At 70.8% G+C, this 17,038-nt stretch carries 11 protein-coding genes; 2 read left to right on the plus strand and 9 right to left on the minus strand.

The window, feature by feature from the left end:
* Window positions 1–518 precede the first annotated feature (518 nt).
* Together ACFY5B_RS07310 and ACFY5B_RS07315 are read right to left on the minus strand one after the other, a co-directional pair.
* A complete protein-coding gene (locus tag ACFY5B_RS07310) occupies window positions 519–2,048 on the minus strand; it encodes a helix-turn-helix domain-containing protein (protein ID WP_389965772.1) in 1,530 nt (509 codons plus the stop codon).
* Between the two features lie 83 nt (window positions 2,049–2,131).
* Complete coding sequence (locus ACFY5B_RS07315) at window positions 2,132–2,332, minus strand: DUF4236 domain-containing protein (RefSeq protein ID WP_283970468.1); 201 nt, start codon at window positions 2,330–2,332, stop codon at window positions 2,132–2,134.
* Between the two features lie 322 nt (window positions 2,333–2,654).
* On the opposite strand from ACFY5B_RS07315, the gene acnA reads away from it, so the two are divergent.
* Entirely contained in the window at window positions 2,655–5,372 is a 2,718-nt protein-coding gene (gene acnA / locus ACFY5B_RS07320) for an aconitate hydratase AcnA (protein WP_389965775.1), read from the plus strand.
* 106 nt (window positions 5,373–5,478) lie between these two features.
* Here acnA and ACFY5B_RS07325 read toward each other — a convergent pair whose 3' ends face one another.
* The 7 genes from ACFY5B_RS07325 to ACFY5B_RS07355 form a co-directional block, all read right to left on the minus strand.
* Window positions 5,479–6,834, minus strand: a complete 1,356-nt coding sequence (locus ACFY5B_RS07325; RefSeq protein ID WP_389965777.1) for an ABC transporter substrate-binding protein — start codon at window positions 6,832–6,834, stop codon at window positions 5,479–5,481.
* Between the two features lie 86 nt (window positions 6,835–6,920).
* Window positions 6,921–8,225, minus strand: coding sequence for a sugar ABC transporter permease (locus ACFY5B_RS07330; RefSeq protein WP_389965779.1), 1,305 nt, complete (start codon window positions 8,223–8,225; stop codon window positions 6,921–6,923).
* The gene (locus ACFY5B_RS07335) at window positions 8,216–8,995 is read right to left on the minus strand and encodes an ATP-binding cassette domain-containing protein (RefSeq protein ID WP_389965782.1); all 780 of its coding nucleotides are present in this window, start codon (window positions 8,993–8,995) and stop codon (window positions 8,216–8,218) included. The genes ACFY5B_RS07330 and ACFY5B_RS07335 overlap by 10 nt, the downstream gene beginning before the upstream one ends.
* Window positions 8,996–9,009: 14 nt before the next feature.
* The gene (locus tag ACFY5B_RS07340) at window positions 9,010–10,083 is read right to left on the minus strand and encodes a substrate-binding domain-containing protein (protein WP_389965785.1); all 1,074 of its coding nucleotides are present in this window, start codon (window positions 10,081–10,083) and stop codon (window positions 9,010–9,012) included.
* Entirely contained in the window at window positions 10,083–12,920 is a 2,838-nt protein-coding gene (locus ACFY5B_RS07345) for a SpoIIE family protein phosphatase (protein WP_389965788.1), read from the minus strand. The genes ACFY5B_RS07340 and ACFY5B_RS07345 overlap by 1 nt, the downstream gene beginning before the upstream one ends.
* A gap of 244 nt (window positions 12,921–13,164) precedes the next feature.
* Window positions 13,165–14,853 (minus strand): murein biosynthesis integral membrane protein MurJ, encoded by a 1,689-nt coding sequence (gene murJ / locus ACFY5B_RS07350; RefSeq protein ID WP_389965791.1) that lies wholly within the window; start codon window positions 14,851–14,853, stop codon window positions 13,165–13,167.
* 126 nt (window positions 14,854–14,979) lie between these two features.
* Window positions 14,980–16,074: a lytic polysaccharide monooxygenase gene (locus ACFY5B_RS07355; protein WP_389965793.1), complete on the minus strand. Its 1,095-nt coding sequence runs from the start codon at window positions 16,072–16,074 to the stop codon at window positions 14,980–14,982.
* A 348-nt stretch (window positions 16,075–16,422) separates the two neighbouring features.
* Here ACFY5B_RS07355 and ACFY5B_RS07360 point away from each other — a divergent pair, with 348 nt between their 5' ends.
* On the plus strand, window positions 16,423–16,833 hold the full coding sequence (locus tag ACFY5B_RS07360) for an MmpS family transport accessory protein (RefSeq protein ID WP_389965796.1): 411 nt from the start codon (window positions 16,423–16,425) through the stop codon (window positions 16,831–16,833).
* The last annotated feature ends 205 nt before the right edge of the window (window positions 16,834–17,038 follow it).

Raw genomic sequence — 17,038 nt, forward strand, 5'->3', positions numbered from 1 at the left:
GGGAAAGTTCTGCAAGGAAGCCAGCTTAACGCGGCCAAGCAAAGGGCCATGCCGAGGTGATCGAGAATTATCGCTAGTGATCGTACTGCTTCACCTCGCCGCGATTTTTGGGTACTCGATTCGTGGTCATCAGGGTGCGATCGCGCTGATATTTATCGCGGAGTCGATTTGCGGGTGTCAGGGGAAGCCACGATGCGGAAGGCTCTCCGCACGGGGGCGTGTGCGCCGGGCTCGACCCACGTCCAGGTGCCGCGCCGGATGACAGTGCGGGTGGGCCTCGCGGTAGGCGGGAGTTCCGCCTGGCCGGCTACACAGATCAACGCATTGCCCGCCGCCCGTGCCGCGGACGTACCGTACGCCCGCCGGCACCAGCGCAAGGCAGGGCCGAGGCTTGGCCGCTTGAGCGTGTGCCGGCCGTACGAAACGCTCTCGCCGATCGCCATCGGATCCTCGGCGAGAGCGGCGCAGCCTCGGGGCTCCGGCAGGGAGAAGCGTTTGGGCTGAGTGCAGACCTTTGTTCAGATGTCCCGGAACGTCTCGATCTGTGCCCCGATCGAGTTCAGTCGCTCCGCCAGGTCCTCGTAACCCCGGTTGATGACGTACACGTTGCGCAGCACCGACGTGCCCTCCGCCGCCATCATCGCCAGCAGGACGACCACCGCGGGGCGCAGGGCCGGCGGGCACATCATCTCGGCGGCGCGCCAGCGGGTCGGGCCCTCGACCAGGACGCGGTGGGGGTCCAGGAGCTGGAGCCTGCCGCCGAGGCGGTTCAGGTCGGTCAGGTAGATCGCGCGGTTGTCGTAGACCCAGTCGTGGATGAGGGTCTGGCCCTGGGCGACCGCCGCGATGGCCGCGAAGAACGGGACGTTGTCGATGTTCAGGCCGGGGAACGGCATGGGGTGGATCTTGTCGATCGGCGCCTCCAGCTTGGAGGGCCGTACGGTCAGGTCCACCAGGCGGGTGCGGCCGTTGTCGGCGAAGTACTCGGGCGTGCGGTCGTGGTCGAGGCCCATCTCCTCCAGCACGGCCAGCTCGATCTCCAGGAACTCGATCGGCACCCGGCGCACCGTCAGCTCCGACTCGGTGACGACGGCCGCGGCGACCAGGCTCATCGCCTCGACCGGGTCCTCGGAGGGGGAGTAGTCCACGTCGACGTCGATGGTGGGCACGCCGTGCACGGTGAGGGTGGTGGTGCCGATGCCGTCGACCTTGACGCCGAGGGCCTCCAGGAAGAAGCAGAGGTCCTGGACCATGTAGTTGGACGAGGCGTTGCGGATGACGGTGATGCCGTCGTGCCGGGCGGCCGCGAGCAGGGCGTTCTCGGTGACCGTGTCGCCGCGTTCGGTCAGGACGATCGGACGGTCGGGGCTGACCGCGCGGTCCACCCGGGCGTGGTACTGGCCCTCGGTGGCGGCGATGTCCAGGCCGAAGCGGCGTAGCGCGATCATGTGCGGTTCGACCGTGCGTGTGCCGAGGTCGCAGCCGCCGGCGTAGGGCAGTTTGAACTGGTCCATGCGGTGCAGCAGCGGGCCGAGGAACATGATGATGGAGCGGGTGCGGCGGGCCGCGTCCGCGTCGATCGCCGCCAGGTTCAGCTCGGCCGACGGCACGATCTCCAGGTCGACGCCGTCGTTGATCCACCGGGTGCGCACGCCGATGGAGCTCAGCACCTCCAGGAGGCGGTACACCTCCTCGATGCGGGCGACGCGGCGCAGCACCGTGCGCCCCTCGTTGAGCAGTGAGGCGCACAGCAGCGCCACGCACGCGTTCTTGCTCGTCTTCACGTCGATGGCGCCGGACAGCCGGCGCCCGCCGACCACCCGCAGATGCATCGGACCGGCATAGCCGAGCGACACGATCTCGCTGTCGAGGGCCTCCCCGATGCGCGCGATCATCTCAAGGCTGATGTTCTGGTTGCCGCGCTCGATCCGGTTGACGGCGCTCTGGCTGGTGCCGAGCGCCTCGGCCAGCTGCGACTGCGTCCAGCCACGGTGCTGCCGGGCGTCACGGATGAGCTTGCCGATGCGTACGAGGTAGTCGTCTGCCATGAGGCTGAGGTTATCTCAGATATGAGATGCCGCCCGACAGGGGGGCCGAACGGGTGACGGGATGTCAATCCCGCCCCGCCCCCTCAGTGCCGACGCTCCCTCGTGGTGCGCCGCCACCCGAAAGGTCCGGGCAGATCCATCGATGTCGTACGACGTCCTGTGCTGCTGCGGGTGTAGCGCGGGCCGTTCTTTCCGCCGCCGGTGGTGATGGACCAGGAGCGCTTGTTGATGTTCAGTCGCACCCCCGGAAGGATCCGGAAACTCTTGCGGAACGTGAGCGGCATGCCTGTCTCCCCTCCGTCTTGCGTGGATGTCTGCCTTACATGGATGTCCGTCTTGCGTGGATGTCGCGCGTGGGTACCCGGTTCGGATACCCGGGAAAAGGGCGCGCATGACCGCACGGCGGGCGCCGGGGCATGACCATCCGGCGCTCGTGTACTAGAGTTATCTCGACATCGAGATATCTGCCGAGAGAGCACCGCAGCCGCACGCCGCCATCAATCCGGCGGTAAGGGTTACCTAACTTAGCCTTACCTTAGCGGATCGGCCAAGATGCCGTGGCGGCAGGATCGTGGTGGTACGCGCACATCAATGAAGGAGACTGTCGTGTCGGCGAACAGCTTCGACGCCCGCAGCACGCTGCAGGTGGGCGACGAGTCGTACGAGATCTTCCGGCTGGACAAGGTGGAGGGCTCGGCCCGCCTGCCCTACAGCCTCAAGGTCCTGCTGGAGAACCTGCTCCGCACCGAGGACGGCGCGAACATCACCGCCGACCACATCCGTGCCCTCGGCGGGTGGGACTCGCAGGCCCAGCCAAGCCAGGAGATCCAGTTCACGCCGGCCCGCGTGATCATGCAGGACTTCACCGGCGTTCCCTGCGTCGTGGACCTCGCGACCATGCGTGAGGCCGTCAAGGAGCTGGGCGGCGACCCGGCGAAGATCAACCCGCTGGCGCCGGCCGAGCTGGTCATCGACCACTCCGTCATCGCCGACAAGTTCGGCACGAACGACGCCTTCAAGCAGAACGTCGACCTGGAGTACGGCCGCAACAAGGAGCGCTACCAGTTCCTGCGCTGGGGCCAGACCGCCTTCGACGAGTTCAAGGTCGTCCCGCCCGGCACCGGCATCGTCCACCAGGTGAACATCGAGCACCTGGCCCGTGTCGTGATGGTCCGCGACGGCAAGGCCTACCCGGACACCCTGGTCGGCACCGACTCGCACACCACCATGGTCAACGGCCTCGGCGTCCTCGGCTGGGGCGTCGGCGGCATCGAGGCCGAGGCCGCCATGCTCGGCCAGCCGGTCTCCATGCTCATCCCGCGCGTCGTCGGCTTCAAGCTCACCGGCGAGCTCCAGGCCGGCACCACCGCCACGGACCTCGTGCTGACCATCACCGAGATGCTGCGCAAGCACGGCGTCGTCGGCAAGTTCGTCGAGTTCTACGGCGAGGGCGTCGCCGCCACCTCGCTGGCGAACCGCGCCACCATCGGCAACATGTCGCCGGAGTTCGGCTCCACCGCCGCGATCTTCCCGATCGACGACGAAACGATCAACTACATGCGGCTCACCGGCCGCAGCGAGCAGCAGCTCGCCCTGGTCGAGGCGTACGCCAAGGAGCAGGGCCTCTGGCTCGACCCGGCCGCCGAGCCCGACTTCTCCGAGAAGCTGGAGCTCGACCTCGCCACGGTCGTCCCGTCCATCGCCGGTCCGAAGCGCCCGCAGGACCGCATCGTCCTCGCGAACGCCGCCGAGCAGTTCAAGACGGACGTCCGCAACTACGTCAACGACGAGTACGAGGCCAGCAAGGAGTCCTTCCCGGGCTCCGACGCGCCCTCGACGATCCCGAACGGCGCCCCGTCCAACCCGGTCACCGTGACCGCCCCCGACGGCACGTCGTACGAGATCGACCACGGCGCGGTGACGGTCGCGGCCATCACCTCCTGCACCAACACCTCCAACCCGTACGTCATGGTCGCCGCCGCGCTGGTGGCCAAGAAGGCGGTGGAGAAGGGCCTGACCCGCAAGCCGTGGGTCAAGACCACCCTCGCCCCCGGCTCCAAGGTCGTCACCGACTACTTCGAGAAGGCGGGCCTGACCCCCTACCTCGACAAGGTCGGCTTCAACCTCGTCGGCTACGGCTGCACCACCTGCATCGGCAACTCCGGCCCGCTGCCGGAGGAGGTCTCCAAGGCCGTCAACGACCACGACCTCGCGGTCACCTCGGTCCTCTCCGGCAACCGGAACTTCGAGGGCCGCATCAACCCCGACGTCAAGATGAACTACCTGGCGTCCCCGCCGCTGGTCGTGGCCTACGCGCTCGCCGGTTCCATGAAGGTCGACATCACCCGGGACGCCCTGGGCACCGACCAGGACGGCAACCCGGTCTTCCTGAAGGACATCTGGCCCTCCGAGGCCGAGGTGAACGACGTCGTCGCCAACGCCATCGGCGAGGACATGTTCGCCAAGTCCTACTCGGACGTCTTCGCGGGCGACGCCCAGTGGCAGGCGCTGCCGATCCCGACCGGCAACACCTTCGAGTGGGACGCCGAGTCGACCTACGTCCGCAAGCCCCCGTACTTCGAGGGCATGGCCCACGAGCCGGCCCCGGTGGAGAACATCTCCGGCGCCCGGGTGCTCGCCAAGCTGGGCGACTCGGTCACCACCGACCACATCTCCCCGGCCGGCGCCATCAAGGCCGACACCCCGGCCGGCCAGTACCTCACGGAGCACGGCGTCGAGCGCCGCGACTTCAACAGCTACGGCTCGCGCCGCGGCAACCACGAGGTCATGATCCGCGGTACGTTCGCCAACATCCGCCTGCGCAACCAGATCGCGCCGGGCACCGAGGGCGGCTACACCCGCGACTTCACGCAGGACGGCGGCCCGGTGTCGTTCATCTACGACGCCTCGCGCAACTACATCGAGCAGGGCATCCCGCTGGTCGTCCTGGCCGGCAAGGAGTACGGCTCCGGCTCGTCCCGCGACTGGGCCGCCAAGGGCACCGCGCTCCTGGGCGTCAAGGCCGTCATCGCCGAGTCCTACGAGCGCATCCACCGCTCGAACCTCATCGGCATGGGCGTCCTGCCGCTGCAGTTCCCGGAGGGCCAGTCGGCCGCGTCCCTCGGCCTCACCGGTGAGGAGACCTTCGACTTCACCGGCGTCGAGGAGCTCAACAACGGCACCACCCCGCGCACGGTGAAGGTCACCACCGACACCGGCGTCGAGTTCGACGCGGTCGTCCGCATCGACACCCCCGGCGAGGCGGACTACTACCGCAACGGCGGCATCATGCAGTACGTGCTGCGCAGCCTGATCCGCAAGTAATCCGCAAGTAAGCGGACCATCACGGCAGTTCGAGGGCCGCGTCCCCGGGTCACCGGGGGCGCGGCCCGCGCCGTTCACGGGCGGGCCACGGTGGGCTGCGGCCGGGTCACTCGCCGCGGTACTTCGCCGCCGCTGCCTGGGCGAGGTCCTGCGCCTTGTCGAGGGCCGCGTCCACGGACTGCCGGCCGGCGATGGCCGCGGCGATCTGCTCGGACACCGCCGTACCCAGCACGGCGAACTCGGGGATGCCCAGGAAGCCGATGCCGGTGTAGGGGCGGGGGCCGACGCCCGGGTCATTCGGGTCGGCGGAGTCCGTCGCCGCCGTGTACTCCTGCCGGTACCAGGCGCCGGCCGCCTGCTGGTACTCGGGCTTCTCGTAGAGCGATTTGCGGTTCCCGGCGGGCGCCGAGGTCCAGCCCATCTCCTGGCCGACCAGCTCCTGGAACTGCCTGGAGGAGGCCCAGGAGATGAACTCCCAGGCGGCGTCCTTGCGCTCGGACGCCTGCTGGACGCCCCAGGCCCAGGTCCACAGCCAGCCGGCCTTGTCGGTCTTCTCGTGCGGGGCCGGAACATAGCCCACCTTGCCCTTGACCGGCGAACTGTCGGCCTCGATCGACGAGGCCAGCGACGTGGCGTCGTACATCATGGCGCACTTGCCCTGGACGAAATGGTCCAGGATCTCCAGCACACCCATCCGCTCGGCGTCGGGCTGGCCGTGGGAGCGGACCAGGTCGACGTAGAACCCGACGGCCTCCTTGAACTCCGGTGAGGTCAGCCGGGCGTTCCAGTCCATGTCGTACCAGGCGCCGCCGAAGGTGTTGACGACCGTGTTGATCGGGGCGAGGTTCTGGCCCCAGCCGGGCAGGCCGCGCAGGCAGATGCCGCTGGCGCCCTCCGAGCCGTCGACCCGGGCGGCGAGGTCGGCGACCTGCTTCCAGGTCGGGTTCGCCGGCATGGCCAGCCCCTCCTCGCGGAACAGGTCCTTGCGGTACATCAGGAAGGAGCCCTCGCCGTAGAACGGCTCGGCGTAGAGCTTGCCGTCGTCGCCGGTCAGCGAGGACGTCAGATTCGGGAACACGTCGTCCTGGTCGAAGTCCTCGTCGGCCTTCACATAGGAGTCCAGCGGGGCGAGCCAGCCGTTGTCCGCGTAGATCGGCACCTCGTACGCGCTGACGCTCGCCACGTCGTAGGTGCCGGCCTGGGTCGCGAACTCGCGGTTCATCTTCTCCCGCGCCTCGTTCTCCGGCAGCAACGTGTAGTCGACGGGGATGCCGGTCTCCGCCGTGAAATGCTTCTTGGTGAGCTTCTTCAGGGTCTGGATCTGCGGCACGTCCGTCGCGAGCACCCTGAGCCGGGCCTGCTCCTCGCCGTCGGGAAGATCGGTGTCACCGCACCCGGAGAGGATCAGACCGGCGGCGACCGTGACGGCCACGGCCGCCTGGATGAGGCGGCTGCGTTTCATGACATCTCCGCCCTTACCCACCTTTGCTCTCCATTAGGCATTTCATGGGAAACATAACAATCAGGCCGTATCGGGCATGTCACGATTCATGATCGGTCGCCTCGGGCCTGAGCCCGTCTGGACAGCGCGTCGGCCGCCACGGCGGCCAGCAGCACCCCGCCGGTGATCATGAACTGCACGGCGTCCTGAACCCCCAGCAGCCCCATTCCCGAGGCGATGGACTGGATGACCACCACACCGAGCAGCACCGACCAGGGCGAGCCCCGCCCGCCGAACAGACTCGTCCCGCCGATGACGGCCGCCGCGATGGCGTTGATCAGCAGCATCCCCGAACCGGCGGCCCGGGCCGTCGTGGGGCTCGCCGAGGTCAGTCCCGACGCCACGAACAGCCCGCCGAACGCGGCCAGCGTCCCCGACACCATGAACATCGCCACCCGCACCCGCTCCACCCCGATGCCGGCCCGCCGCGCCGCCTCGACCCCGCCGCCGAGCGCGTACACCCGCCGCCCGTAACGGGTGCGGCGCAACAGGTAGTCCGAGACGACCAGCACCACCAGGAAGATCAGCAGCGCCACCGGCAGCCCCTGGAACCGGTTGAGGGTGTGGGCACCGGCGAAGGCCACCACCGCCAGGAGACCGGTGCGCATCCCGATGTCGCCCTCCGTCCGGTAGGGCATCCCGGCCGCCCGGTGGCGGCTGCGCCGGCGGTGGGCGGCCAGGAAGTACCCGGCCGTGCCGAGTGCCGCGACCGCGTACGCCACCAGGTCGTCGCCGAAGTGCCGACTGGTCAGGGAGGCGACCAGGCCCTCCTCGTCGATGTTGATCGTGCCGCTGGCCCCCAGCAGGTAGAGCGTCAGGCCGTTCCAGATCAGCAGCCCGGCCAGCGTCACCACGAACGCGGGCACGCCGAGCCAGGCATGGAAGAACCCGTGGAAGGCGCCCACGGCCGTCCCCGTGGCCACCGCCACGATCACCGCCAGCCACTCCGGCACGCCGTGGTTCACGTTCAGCACGGCGAACGCCGCACCCGCCAGGCCGCTGACCGAGCCGACCGACAGATCGATCTCCCGGATCAGCAGCACGAACACGATGCCGACGGCGACCAGCCCGGTCCCGACGATGTCCACGCTGAGGTTGGACAGGTTGCGCGGCGAGAGGAACTTGTCGTCCAGCCCCTGGAAGACGATCCAGATCACGAGCAGCCCGGCGAGCACCAGGAGCGGCCCTCGCTCTCCGCCCCGGACACTGCCGCGGACCTCCAGCGCGTACTGGCGCACACTGTCCCGCCAGCCGCGGGGGGCGCCCTGCTCGCGTTCGGTGGTGACCGGACCGGCGCTGCCCGGCCCCGCCGGTCCACCGTCCCGCGACGGCCCGCCGCGGCTCACGGCCACGCCTCCTCGCCGCCCTTCGAGCGATGGGCCACGGCGTTGTCCGCCGCCCCCGTGACGGAGGAGATGATCTGCTCCTGGGTCACGGTGCTCACGTCGAACAGACCGTTGTTGCGGCCCAGCCGCAGCACGGCGACCCGGTCCGCGACGGCCTTGATGTCACCCATGTTGTGACTGATGAGGATGATCGCCATACCGCGGTCGCGGACCTCCTCGATCAGGTCGAGCAGGTGGCTGGTCTGCTCCACGCCGAGGGCGGCGGTGGGCTCGTCGAGCAGCAGCACCTTCGGGGCGCCCATCAGCGAGCGGGAGATCGCGACGGCCTGCCGCTGCCCGGCCGAGAGCGCGGCGACCGGCACCCGCACGTCGGGGATGCGGATCGACAGCGCCCGCATCAGGTCACGGGCACGGCGCTCCATCTCCACCTCGTCGAGGACGCCCACGCGGTCGATCTCGCGGCCCAGGAAGAGGTTGCCGACGACGTCCAGGTTGTCGCACATGGCGAGGTCCTGGTAGACGGTCGCGATGCCCAGGGCGTGGGCGTCGTGCGGGCGTTTGATCTGGACGAGGCGCCCCTCCCACTCGATGACGCCCCGGTCGGCGGGGCTGACCCCGGAGATCACCTTGACCAGCGTGGACTTGCCCGCCCCGTTGTCGCCCGCCAGGGCCACGACCTCACCGGCCCGGACCTGCAGGTCGACGTCCACCAGCGCCTGGACGCCGCCGAACCGCTTGGTGATGCCACGCAACGCCAGGACGGGGGGATGGGCCACGGGGACCACCTCGCTCACCGGGTGAGCCCGGCGCGGTCACAGGCCGGGCGGAACTTCGGGGTGCAGATCTGGTCGACCGTGTAGACGCCGTCCCGGACGAGCCGGCCGATCGTCTCGCGCGTCACGGCGGTGGGCGTGAGCAGGACCGCCGGGACGTCCTCGGTCGTGGGGCTGTCCACCGTCGTCGTGACCAGGGAGTCGATGTCGTTTCCGCGTGCCAGGGCCACGGCCATCGCGGCGGCCGCCTCGGTCTCCAGCCGGAACGGCTTGTAGACGGTCATGTACTGCTCGCCCTCGACGATGCGCTGCACGGCGTCGAGATCGGCGTCCTGCCCGGTGACCGGGGGCAGCGGCGCGACACGGGCGCTCTTGAGGGCCGCGATGACACCGGCCGCGATGGAGTCGTTGGCCGCGAGCACCCCGTCGATCGCGCCCGGGCCGAGGGCACTGACCGCGGCGGACATGTGGTCGTGCGCGTTCTCCGTACGCCACCCCACGGTGTCGTACGACTTCAGGATCCGCACCTCGCCCCGGAGGACGGCCCGTGCCCCGCCCTCGTACCAGGCGGCGTTGGGGCTGGACGGGTCGCCGTTCACCATGACGACGCGGCCACCGTCGGCCCGGGCGCCCATGCCCTTCAGGAGCGCCTGGCCCTGGAGCCTGCCGACCTGGGCGCCGTTGAAACTGACGAAACCCGAGATCGGGCCTTCGGCGAGGCGGTCGTAGGCGACGACCGGGATGCCCTCGCGCTGCGCCGCGTGCACCGAGGAGCGCAGGGCCTTGGGGTCGACGACGTCCAGGAGCAGGGCCGAGACGCCCCGGGTGATCATGGAGGTCATCTGCTGCCGCTGGCTCGCCGCGTCGTTCTCGGCGTTGGCGTACACGACCCTGCACTCGGAGCACAGCTCCTTGACCCGCTTCTCGATCAGGGGCCTGTCCGACTTCTCCCAGCGGGGCACGGCCCGGCTGGGCAGCAGCAGCCCGATGGTCAGCTCGCCCTCCCCGCCGTCGTCCGTGCACCCGGCGAGGGACACGGCCAGCAGGACCGCCAGCAGCCCGGCGGCCCCCCGCAGACCGAGGCCACGCATCAGGGACCTCCCTCGCGGGTTCCGGGGTCGCGTACGGCCGGGTCGCCGGTACGGCTCGTGGCCTGTTCGTCGCTGTGGCGCGGGCCCTGGTCGCGGGCCTTGCGGCGGTCCCGGTTGCGGCCCAGGCCCCAGGCCCGGTCGCGGCCCAGGCCCCAGACGCGGCCCGGCCTGCGCTCCTCCTCCGGCTCGGTCTCCGGTTCCTCGTCCGGCTCCTCACCGGGCTCCGTCTCCCGACGGGTGACGACGATCTCGCTCCACACCTGCTTGCCGCCGCCCACCGGCACCGAACCCCAGGCCGCCGACATGGCCTCGACCAGGAAGAGCCCACGCCCGCCCGTCGACTCCCAGTCCACGACCACGGGCTTGGCCGGTGCCCGCGGTGAGGAGTCGTTCACGGTCACCCGCAGCCGGTCCGCCGCCAGGGTCAGCTCCACCCGGACCGCGCCCTGCGTGTGCACCAGCGCGTTGGTGACCAGCTCCGACACCACCAGCAGGACGGTGTCGGCCTCGGCGGCGATGCCCCACGAACGCAGCGTGCGCGCGCTGAACCGGCGGGCGTGCATCACCGCGTCCGGCAGCCGCCACACCACCCAGCCCGCCCGCACCGGCCGGACCCGCATCCCGTCGTAGCGCAGCAGCAGCACCGCCACGTCGTCCTCACGCCGCCCGGTCTCGCCGAGCAGTGCGTCGGCCATCCGTCCCGGGTCGGCTGGATCGGCCGCGGCGAGCGCTCGGCGCACGAGCCGCATCCCCTCGTCCACCTGGAGGTCCGCCGACTCGACCAGACCGTCCGTCACCAGCGCGAGCACCGATCCCGGGGCGAACGCGAGGGCCGTCAGCGGGAACTCCGCGTCCGCGAGGACTCCCAGCGGGAGTCCGCCCTCGACCGCGATCTCCTCGGTGCCGCCGTCGGGATGGCGCGCCAGTGGTGCCAGGTGACCGGCCCGCACGAACAGCGCGTTGCCCTCCTCCATGTCCAGTTCGACGTAGCAGCAGGTGGCGAACAGGTCGGTCTCCATGCCGACGAGCAGCCGGTTGGCGTGCGCGACGACCACGTCCGGCGGATGCCCCTCCACGGCGTAGGCGCGGACCGCCGTACGCATCTGCCCCATGATCGTCGCGGCCCCGGCGCTGTGTCCCTGCACATCCCCGATGACCAGGGCCACCTTGCTCTCCGACAGTGCGATCACGTCGTACCAGTCGCCGCCCACCTGGAGTCCGCGCCGGGCGGGCAGATAGCGGGCCACGGCCGTGCCCCCGGGGAGCCGGGGGAGCCGGCGCGGCAGCAGGCTGCGCTGGAGCATCGTCGCGAGCTCCTGCTCGGCGTCGTAGGCGTGCGCGCGCTTCAGGGCCTGCCCGACGAGCCCCGCGGTCGCGGTCAGCAGGGCCCGCTCCTCGGGCGCGAACTCGTGCCGACTGTCCCATCCGACCAGGCATACCCCGGCCACCCCGCTCCTGGCCGGCAACGGCAGCACGGCGAGCCCGCCGGGCCCGATCCCCGCGAGTCCCGGTTCCAGGGCGGAACCCGCAGGCCACAGGCTCATCCGCCCGTCCCGCAGTGCCGCCTGGAGCGTGGGCAGGGCGGAGACCGGCGCGTCGGGCCACTCCGAGCGCCACTCCCGGCGCCACAGTTCCGGCCAGGCACCGGCACCCGGCGGATCGAGCACGGTGACCGCCAGCCGGTCCTCCAGCAGCTCGGCCAGCGCCACCCGGTCGGCGCCCAGCGGCTCGCGCAACGCGGCGACGACGACACGGCTGACGTCCCGGACGGTCGTGGCGTCGTCGAGCGCGGCCGTCAGCCACTGGATCCGGGCGACGTCGCTGGCGCTGCGGCGCAGCACGGGCGCCGCGCTCACCACGCCCAGCACCCGCTCGGGAGCGCCGTCGGGCCCTTTCAGCACCCGGCAGTTCAGCCGCAGCCAGCAGAGTTCACCGGTGGGCCTGCGGATACGGAACTCCAGCTCACGGCGGCCCGGGGCCTGTGCGGACGGCTCGATGACCGACATCAGCGCCGGGACGTCCTCCGGCACGCTGACCGAGAGCAGGGTGTCGGTCTTGCCGTCGAAACCGCCCTCGGGGATGCCGACGAGTTCGAGCAACGCCGGGTCCGTCTCGACCAGCCCGGTCCCGGGCGACAGGGCGAAGGAGCCGATCCCCATGGCGCGCAGGGCCGAATCCAGCAGCGGCGAGGGTGCCGACCGGTCGGCCTCGCCCCGCAGCCGCTCGGCGACGGCCTCGGCGTACCGCTCCAGGAACTCCCGCTGTTCGGACCCGAACCCCTCCCCGGCCTCTCCCACCACGACGAGAGAGCCCAGCCAGCCACCGGCGGCCCCCAGCGGCAGGGCCCCGAGCGGGGCGGAGGCGGCCACGCCGCCCTCCCCACCGGCGAGCCGCACACCCGAGAGCCACACGGGCCGCCCCCGCAGATAGGCCTCGGCGACGGCCGGGCCGCCGCCTGCTGTCTCCGGGCCGGAAGCGGTACCGCCGGAACCGGCACCGGGGGAGGGGGCGGGGGAAGGGGTGCCGGGGGTGCCGACGTCCGGCGTCGGCCCGGGGTGACCGCTCGACCCCGCGCCGGGAGAGCCCCCCGGAACCGGGACCGCCACCCGCCCCGGCAACCGGTACGGCTGCTCCGGCTCGGCCCCGGCCGACTCCACCAGCCGCAGCTCGGTCCCCTCCTCGCCGCGTACGTACACCGACGCCAGCGTCACCCCCGCGAACGCCAGGAGCCGCGCTCGCGCGGCGGGTTCCGGAGCGGGGCGAGGCGGACCGGTGCCCCCGTCCCCCGGCGCCCGGAGGCCGGGGATCGCGGCCCGGGCATCGCCGTAGTGGGGCATGTCCGCATCCACCTCCCGTCCATGCCGCAGCCACCGGCAGGTGGGAGTCCCCGGAACTCAGGCGACGACGACGCGGGCACGGGAACGGCGGCGCGGGTTCGCGCCTCCCATGGCGGATCCACGCCGCACACGAGCGGCAGGGCACCCACACAACAGAATCGCACACCTGGATAACCCCGACATATGGGGCGGTCGGTCCCTGTGTCCGAGCCGGACGTCGCCCGGGCGAGCCGACAGGACGCCGTCACCGCCGACCGGCGAAGCCGCGCAGTTCACCGACCCTCATCAGCCGGGCCAGGGCGAGGTAGCCCGCCGCCATCGCGGCCGTTCCGGCGGCGAGGCTCAGCGCGGTGGACCAGGTGCCGGTGCCCAGCCACGCGGCGCAGGACCGGGCGGCTCCCCAGCCCAGCCCCGCGGCGAGGGCGGCAGCGGCCACCAGTTTCGTGTACGTGCGGCGCAGCTCCCCGTCATCGAGCCGGCCGCCGAGCCTGCCGCGCAACCGCCATGCCGTGACGGCCAGCCCGGCCAGGTACGACACGGTGTAGGCACCGGCCATACCGGTCACCGCCCAGCGCGCGGGCAGCAGCAGATGGCAGGAAGTGACCAGTGCGATGTTCACCGCGGCGATCCACGCCGCCATGAAGAACGGGGTGCGGGTGTCCCCGAACGCGTAGAAGCCCCGCAGGAGGAGGTACTGCGCCGAGAACGGGATCAGCCCGAGGCCGAACGCCTGGAGCATCTGGCCGAGCGGCTGGGCGGTCGCCGCGTCGGCCGCCCCGTGGGCGAACAGCAGCGCGGAGATCTGAGGGCCCAGCGCCAGGAAGACGAATCCGGCCGGCACGATGACGACCCCGCTGACCCGTAGTGCCCGCGAGAGATCGGCGCGCAGCTCGGTGACCCGGCCCTCCGCGGCGGCCCTGCTCATCCGAGGCAACAGCGCGGTCACCAGGGAGACGGTCACGATCGACTGCGGCAGCATCCAGATGGTCTGCGCGTACATGTAGGCCGAGTAGCCGGCGCCGGCATCCGGCAGCGCCTGGTCCGCCGCGTTGGCGAAGTTCGTCACCACGGTCAGCGCGACCTGGTTGACCAGGACGAACAGCAACGTCCACTTGGCGGCATGGACGCTCTTGCCCAGGCCGGTGCCCCGCCAGTCGAAGCGGGGCCGGAACCGGAAGCCCGCGGAGCGCAGGAAGGGGATCAGGGCGAGGGCCTGAAGTGCGATGCCGGCCGTCGTGCCCAGCCCCAGCAGCCGCACCTGCGCCGCGGTGATGTCCGCCACCCGGTCCGGGACCGTCATCAGCCCCAGGTACGCGGCGAACATGCCGATCAGCACGACGTTGTTCAGCACCGGCGTCCACATCATCGCGCCGAACTTCTCCCGGGCGTTGAGCACTTGTCCCAGGATGCCGAACACGCCGTAGAAGAAGATCTGCGGCAGCAGGAACCGGGCGAAGACCACGGTCAGTTCGAACGCCTCGTGGCTGTCCGCGGTGTCGCGCATGTACAGGCCCACGATCTGCGGCGCGGCCCACACGGCCAGCGCCGTCCCGGCGGCCAGGACGCACAGGACGAGCGTCACCAGCCGCTGCTCGAAAGCCCTTCCGCCGTCGGCCTCGGTGGTCCGCGCCCGCACCAGCTGCGGCACCAGCACGGCGTTGAGCGCACCGCCGATCACCAGGGTGTACAGACTCGTCGGCACGGTGTTCGCCGTGTTGTACGTGCTCGCGAGCAGCCCCGTGCCCAGTGCCGCCGCCTGGAGGACCTGCCGGATGAGCCCCGTTGCCCGGGACACCATCGTGCCCAGTGCCATCCAGAGGGACGAGCGGGCCGGACCGCCCCGTTCCCTCGTGCCGCTGTGCGCCGGCGTTCGTTCTCCGGTCTGTTCGCTCGTGGCCGCCGATCCGGTCGCGGCCTTCGCCCCCTCCACCATGACGCCAACCTACGCGAGCGGGAATCCGGGGAGCGGGCCGGCCGGCGCGCTCCGGCCGGCCCGCGTCCTCGTGCCGACGGGCCCGGTCACCGTCGCCCCGGTCACCGGGCCCGCCCGTCCGGTGGTTCAGCCCACCCGGCACGGCAGACTGCTCGTGCTGTCACCTCCCGACCCGGAGACGACGTATCCGAACGTCGTGCTCTTGCCTGGTGCGAGGGAGCCGTTCCAGTTGGCGTTGTGGACCATCACCGCCTGGCCGTTGTAGGTGGCGCTGCCGCTCCACAGGCTGTCGACCTTCTGGCCCGCCGGGAGGGTCCAGTCGACCATCCAGCCGAGCATCGGGACCGTGCCGGTGTTGGTGACGGTCACCTCGGACTGGTAGCCGCCGTTCCAGGTGCCGGTCGTCCTGCGGGTGGCCGTGCAGGTGCCGGGCACCGGCTCCGACGGGTTGCCCGGCTCCTTGATGCCGGTCACCTCGCCGTTGCCGCCGTCGAAGACGACGTCGGAGCAGGAGTAGAAGGTCTCCTGGCTGTCGGAGCGCTGCCAGACCATGTAGATGATGTGCCGGCCCGACTTGTCGGCGGGGAGCTTGCCCGTCCAGGAGTAGTTGGCCTCGACCGTGCCCGGGGAGCCCTTCAGCGGCGGGTGGTCGACGCTCAGGAACGGCCGCTCCTCCATGTGGTTCCAGGTGAGCGTCTTGGTGGGGTCGAAGCCGTCCTTGGTGATGTAGACGTGGAACCAACCCGGGTGCGCCGCCCAGGCGTTGTACGAGAAGTCGATGGCCGCACCCGAGGTGAGATGGGTGAGCGGCCAGTCCTTGCTGGGCGTGTTGAACCCGGTGAAGTTGGTGTTGCCGCCGCTGCACAGTTCGCCGTCCGGTACGAAGCCCCGGGTGCGGCCGGCGCCGTCCGAGCGCAGCACCGAGAACCAGTTGTAGAACGGCGTGGTGCCGCTGACCTGCTGCGCGCCTCGGCAGGCGGGATTGACCGGCTTGATCTCGCCGGTGTCCGTCAGGCCGTCCTGCCAGCACAGGAACGTTCGGCTGCCGGGCTTCATGGGGGTGCCGTGCGCCTCCGCCTCGCCACCGGTCGTCATGACCAGGCCGATGGCCGGGACGGTGACGAGGAGGGAGAGCAGCACGAGGAAGAGTGCTCTGACCCGGGAGGAGGGGAGCGCCGGCCGGGGCATCGTGGATCCTCCGGGCTTTCTTGTCAAGATCATGACAGCATCATCCGTTCGTGGGGGTACGGGCCTGCGGATGTGTGTGCACGGATGCGCGGGGTGGGAGCGTCTCGGGGGCGGGTTCCGGTCCACCGTGATGGGAGCGCTCCCACCCCGCCTGTTGCGGAAGTTAGCGCCCGGCGGCACAGATGTAAACGGCTCAGGGGCAAGGGTGTGGGCCGGGGAGCCCTGTCGAAGCGCCGAACGCCTCCACCGGAGAGGGCGGGAGGAGTGACGGGCGGCCGGCGCCTGCGATGGCCCAGCAGGCCTGCGCCGAAAGGAAGTTGACTTTACTTTCCCTTTGCGGTTGGCTGCGGGGCTCGACCATCATGATCCGGGGGGATCCCTTTGAAGCGCATCCTTCGCGCAGCCGTCTGTTCCGTCGCCGTCACCGGTCTCGCGCTCGGCCTCACCGCCTGCTCCGAGGCGGTCGACCAGGTCGACAAGGCGGTGGACGAGACGTACGAGGTCACCTACGAGGTGACGGGGAAGAACATCGACTCGATCGAATTCCACGGCGGCGGGGGTAAGGCCATGGAACCGAAGATCGAGTCGGTCTCGAAGCCCGAACTGCCTTGGAAGAAGACGGTCACGCTGCGCGGCATCATGCCCGCGGCGGTCATGCCCGTCGCCGCGGACCCCGAAGGCTCCCAGATCAGCTGCAAGATCATCCACAAGGGCAAGGTGATCGAGGAGCAGACCGCGAAGGGGCTGGTGAGCGCCGGCGGCTGCACCGCGGAGTCCCCGGTCGCGGGGTGACCCGAGGAGGGACCGGCAGAGCGGCGCAGCCTCCGGGCTGCGCCATCGCCGCGTCGGGCTGAACCCGTGCCGGCACGGCGTCAGCCCGACACCCCTCGCAGCCGAGCCAGTTGGCGTCGCGTCCGCACCGTGTCGGCCGACCCTGTGCCGGCACGGCATCAGTCCAGCACTTCTCGCAGCATCCGGTCGGCGTCGCGCCTGCACC

This window comes from Streptomyces sp. NPDC013187, from assembly GCF_042899705.1.
Lineage (GTDB): Bacteria > Actinomycetota > Actinomycetes > Streptomycetales > Streptomycetaceae > Streptomyces > Streptomyces hawaiiensis_A.